Genomic DNA, 4,392 nt, shown 5'->3' with positions numbered 1-4,392 from the left:
CTTCCTCGATCATCGGAATCAATCTCGCCGCCTCAGCCTCGTACCACCGGATTTTATTTCGTATGTCGGCTTCGCTCTTCTCTTTGGCTTTCGCTGCACTTTTCGCTTTTTCTTCGGATGCGGACTCTTGCAGCTCTTTTTTCATTTTTTCGACTTCGGAGCGCCCCTTGGCGACAGCGGAGAGCCTTGCCGCGATGGAAGACGCCTCAGGTGAATCTTTGCAGGTCATCGAATCATCGACGCAGAGGGCATACAGAGCCCTGATGCCTGCGACGATCCCGGTGTCTATCGAGACCGCGCTGCGAAGCTCGTCCAAACCGAAAGCGCCCGCTATGAACAACGCGGCGAGCGCCGAGTCGACGGAAGCGATTTCCTCTTCATCATTGCCCTTTTTCACGACAATGGTTCCGTCCTCTCTGAGCAGGATCGAACCCAGATTGGTCAGCCGGCCTTTTGAGATCGCCAAATTCGGGATGCTCACCGTACCATCCCCGCCTTGGTCACGGCTCATTTGGTCCGCCGTGTAATATTCGTCACCTGGATCCAGTCTCTCGCAGATCCCCGCATTGCCTTCAAACGCATCTGCGCGATCTTCGACTACCTCGAATGCCCGGCAGTATGCCGAGAAATCAACCTTCGACTTTACCGATGCGTCTCCCATAACCCCTCCTCCTGATGAGGCCGCGATGCTGCGGCCTGCTGTTGTTTATCGGTCTTTTCTCGCCGCCTACGGATCGATGTCATCCGAAGGTGTTCAATTTGATCGGCGGTTCCGGCTTCTTTTCAACGTCTCCGTCGTCGAAGAAATTAGGCACCTTCTGCTGGGGATCAGAGGGCAGTTCTTTCTTTTTTATTGCGTCAATTTTCTCCATGCCCGGGGAATCACTGCAGGCCTCGACGCTTCCCTTTTGTTTGACGCATCGATACAGCTGCCTTGCCCCATCGATTAACTCCGGGACGTAAGGCGTATACCGGCGATCGCTTTCATAAGGATTCAGCGGATCGGCGTAAAAATCAGCGCGCGCTCCCTCCGACAACTCATCCATTCCGAACAGGGTCGCTATAAAATACCTGGCAACGAGAAACGGCGTCTTGGCTGAGACATTGATGTCGTAATTGAAAATCGAGCCGTCGTCCTTGTAATGCAGCGTGGTGGATTTACTGCAGGGATAATAGTCGCTCCAGTTCTTAAACGAAACTACGTCGCCATCGCCCGCCTTGTACCCGGTATAAAAACTCATATTGCCCGGTGAAATGCCGTTGTACGCATCCTTGAACGCCGCGTTTGCCGCGTCGATATCCTCTTCATCTATTCCGGGAAGCTGCCTTAACACCTCCATGAAAAGCGGAATATTCACCTTCGTTGCCTTGTCTGCCATAGAGTCTCCTTTTTTTATGCAACACTAAGGTCTTATCATTGTCGCAGAGATTATCGCATCACGCCTGAAATAGTTGCGTGATTTTTTGACGGGGATTCAAAAAATAAAAATAAAGCTAAAGTCCAACATAACATATTGAATTAATTTAATTTTTAACAACACCGGCAAAGAGAGGATTCACAGGCTTATCATTATATATAGGGTGTTGATGGGTTATCTGGTCTTGCGCAGCTTTTCGCTGTGGAAGGCATTTGGAAGCATATCCGAGAGCCTGGCGATTTCAACCCTTCCCCTGGTGTTGGCCATTATGACCTCGAGGCCCGGGGCGAACTCGTAGAGCGCCTGGCGACAGATACCGCACGGCGGGCAGGGGTCTCGCGTGTCGGCGACTATGGCGATGCGGCGAAATCTGCGCGCCCCATCTGATACCGCCTTGGCGAGCGCAGTGCGCTCAGCGCAACACGTGGCCGCGTAGGATGCGTTCTCCACGTTGCAGCCCGTGAATACGCGGCCATCCGTGGCCTCCAGCGCAGCGCCCACCTTGAAGGAGGAATAGGGCGCGTATGCGCGGACCCTGGCCCTCTTCGCCGCGGCGATGAGCGCTGCGGTGCTGCAGCCTACATTTTTGCCCGTGACCTTAGTCGCTTTCACCGGCCCTCCTGCTGTCCCAATAGACGTAGGCGCAGAGCAGGCCCACCATCACCAGACCCAGCCAATTGCCCCACGCGCCGTCGTTGCCGAACTTGGGCAGGATCGGGCGCTTCACCACCTCTGTGGAGAGCCACTCCAGGAACGCGCCCACAACCCCCATCAGCGCGCCGCCTGCGATGAGGCCCGAGGCGATGAGCGTGCCGCGCGCGTGCCTGCGCTCCGAGCGCTTGCCTTTTGCGCTCGCCTTCACGGCGTGCGCAACCAGCGCGCCGACGAGCATTGGCGTGGTGAGCTCGAACGGCAGGTACATGCCCAGCGCGAAGGCCAGCGGCGCCACGCCGACGAGCTCCATGGCGACCGCGATCGCGGCCCCGACCGCATAGAGGAACCACGGCGCCTTGCCCTGCACCATGATGCCCTGGATCACTGCGGCCATGGCGTTCGCCTGCGGCGCAGGAAGCGGGTTCGGATGCCCCGGCCCGGGTGCGAATCCGTAGACCCGCGCGAGCATGATGATGACCAGCGAGCAGACGATCGCCGCGATCGCCGAGCCGAAGATGTTGGCCCATTCGATCCTGCGGGGGGTCGCGCCCAGCCAGTAGGAGATCTTGAACTGAGTGACCAGCGATCCCGACATCGAAAGCGCGGTGCAGACCACCCCGCCGATGAGCAGCGCGGAGACCATCCCATTGGGGCCAGCGAGCCCGATCTTGGCGAGTATGAGGCAGGCGATCACGAGCGTCATCATGGTCATGCCCGAGATCGGCGTGGTGCCGATGGTCGCGATCGCGTACGCGGAGACGGAGTTGAAGAGGAATCCGAGCAACAGCGTGACCGCCAGGGCTATGAGAGCCAGGAGCCAGGCGTTCGGCTGGCCTGCCAGGGCCGAGAACTTGAAGTAGGCCAGCACCGCCACTGCCGTGGCGACGAGGACCGCCAGCGCCACATGCATGCTGATGTCCTTGTCCGTCCTCGCGGTCGTCTTCTCTTCGCGGTTGAGCTGCGAGCGGGACTCGAGGAATTCGTGGATGCCGGTGGCGAACGCACGGTACATCACCGGCAGGGACTTCGCTATGCCTATGACGCCCGCCATGAATATGCCGCCGATGCCGATCATTCGGACCTGGGATTTGAATATCTCGTCGTGAGTGAGGTTCGCGAACGCGCCGCCGCCTGCCGCCGCGTCCACGTACGCGAAGACCGGCACCAGGACGAGCCAGGAGAGGGCGCCGCCCGCGACCATGATCGAGGCATAGCGCAGACCCACGATGTAGCCGAGCGCGGTTATCGCAGCGCCGGTGGAGAGGCTGAAGACTGCCTTGAACTTTGTGGTGAGCATGCCGAACGCGCCGATGAATGTGGTGGAAAATGTGTCGCGCCATGCGCCCATTGCGCTGGCCAGGAAGTCATACGCCCCGCCCAGCAGCATCGTGTATCCCAGAACGCGCGCATCGCGGCCACCCTTGCGGCCCGCGACCAGGATCTCCGTCGTCGCAGTCGCCTCGGGGAAGGGCAGCTTGCCGTGCATCTCCTTCACGAAGTAGCGGCGCATTGGGATGAGGAGGATGACCCCGAGCACCGAGCCCAGCATCGGTATGAAGAAGAGCTGGAAGACGTTGGTGTGGCTGTCGAGCCCCATGATATAGAGGGCCGGCAGCGTGAAGACCGCCCCGCCCACGACGATGCCGGAGGTGGAGCCGATCGCCACGATCATGATGTTCTCGAGCAGCGAGCTCTTGCGCCTGAACGCATACGAGAGCCCGACCGCGATAATCGCGATGGGGATGGCGGCCTCGATGCCGGTCCCGATCTTGAGCGTGAGGTAGGCGATCGATCCGGAGAAGATGACGGCCATGATGATGCCTATGATCACCGATCGCGCGGTGACCTCAGGCGCCTTGTCATCATCGCCCACCAGCGGCCTGAAGAGCTCGCCCTCGTTGAGCTCCCTGAACGCGTTCTCCGGCAATCCCTTGAGCTGGGTCCCGCCCCCTGCGTCGTCCATCTTCGCCCCCTTTGGATTGATGTGCTATTTTGTGCCGAGCAGCTTTCGCTTGAGCCCGGCGTAATGTTTCCTGATCGGCTCCGCCTTTGCGCGCAGGAGCCCCTTGCCGATCGGACTGTGCGCGAGTGCGGCGATGAGTTTGAGGACGTTGTCGTAGTCGGCTGCGCTCACATGCTCCGCGGCATACCCGCGCGCTCCCTGGTTGTGATAGTTGCCCAAGGGGAGCGCCACGCCGCCCGCCCGGTAGCCGTTCGCCACGTATACGCACGCCTCGCAGCGGCCGCCCTGCAACAGGGCGCGTTGAAATTTAAAACCTTGGCTTGCGGGCAAAGCAGAAGCAACGGAGGAGAGCCAGAC

Annotated in this window: 5 protein-coding genes; all 5 read right to left on the bottom strand. The window is 59.7% G+C overall.

Annotated elements, in window-relative coordinates; all coding sequences use genetic code 11:
* On the bottom strand, positions 1-661 hold a 661-nt coding region (locus WC683_19760), incomplete at its 3' end, for a hypothetical protein (protein MFA4974844.1).
* A 79-nt stretch (positions 662-740) separates the two neighbouring features.
* The gene (locus WC683_19755; protein ID MFA4974843.1) at positions 741-1,379 is read right to left on the bottom strand and encodes a hypothetical protein; all 639 of its coding nucleotides are present in this window, start codon (positions 1,377-1,379) and stop codon (positions 741-743) included.
* A gap of 213 nt (positions 1,380-1,592) precedes the next feature.
* Positions 1,593-2,030, bottom strand: coding sequence for a cytidine deaminase (cdd, locus tag WC683_19750; protein MFA4974842.1), 438 nt, complete (start codon positions 2,028-2,030; stop codon positions 1,593-1,595).
* Complete coding sequence (locus WC683_19745; GenBank protein MFA4974841.1) at positions 2,017-4,035, bottom strand: oligopeptide transporter, OPT family; 2,019 nt, start codon at positions 4,033-4,035, stop codon at positions 2,017-2,019. The genes cdd and WC683_19745 overlap by 14 nt, the downstream gene beginning before the upstream one ends.
* Positions 4,036-4,059: 24 nt before the next feature.
* Positions 4,060-4,392: hypothetical protein (locus WC683_19740; protein MFA4974840.1), on the bottom strand; the 333-nt coding region annotated here is incomplete at its 5' end.

The sequence above is a fragment of the bacterium genome (genome assembly GCA_041648665.1).
Classification (GTDB): domain Bacteria; phylum UBA10199; class UBA10199; order 2-02-FULL-44-16; family JAAZCA01; genus JAFGMW01.
Note: the sequence above shows the minus strand (reverse complement) of the source record. Positions and strands in the feature narration are given on the sequence as shown.

Bases quoted from the DNA above. Each gene is read 5' to 3' on its own strand.
- WC683_19755 (MFA4974843.1), bottom strand. From the start codon at position 1,379: ATGGCAGACAAGGCAACGAAGGTGAATATTCCGCTTTTCATGGAGGTG.
- WC683_19745 (MFA4974841.1), bottom strand. From the start codon at position 4,035: ATGGACGACGCAGGGGGCGGGACCCAGCTCAAGGGATTGCCGGAGAAC.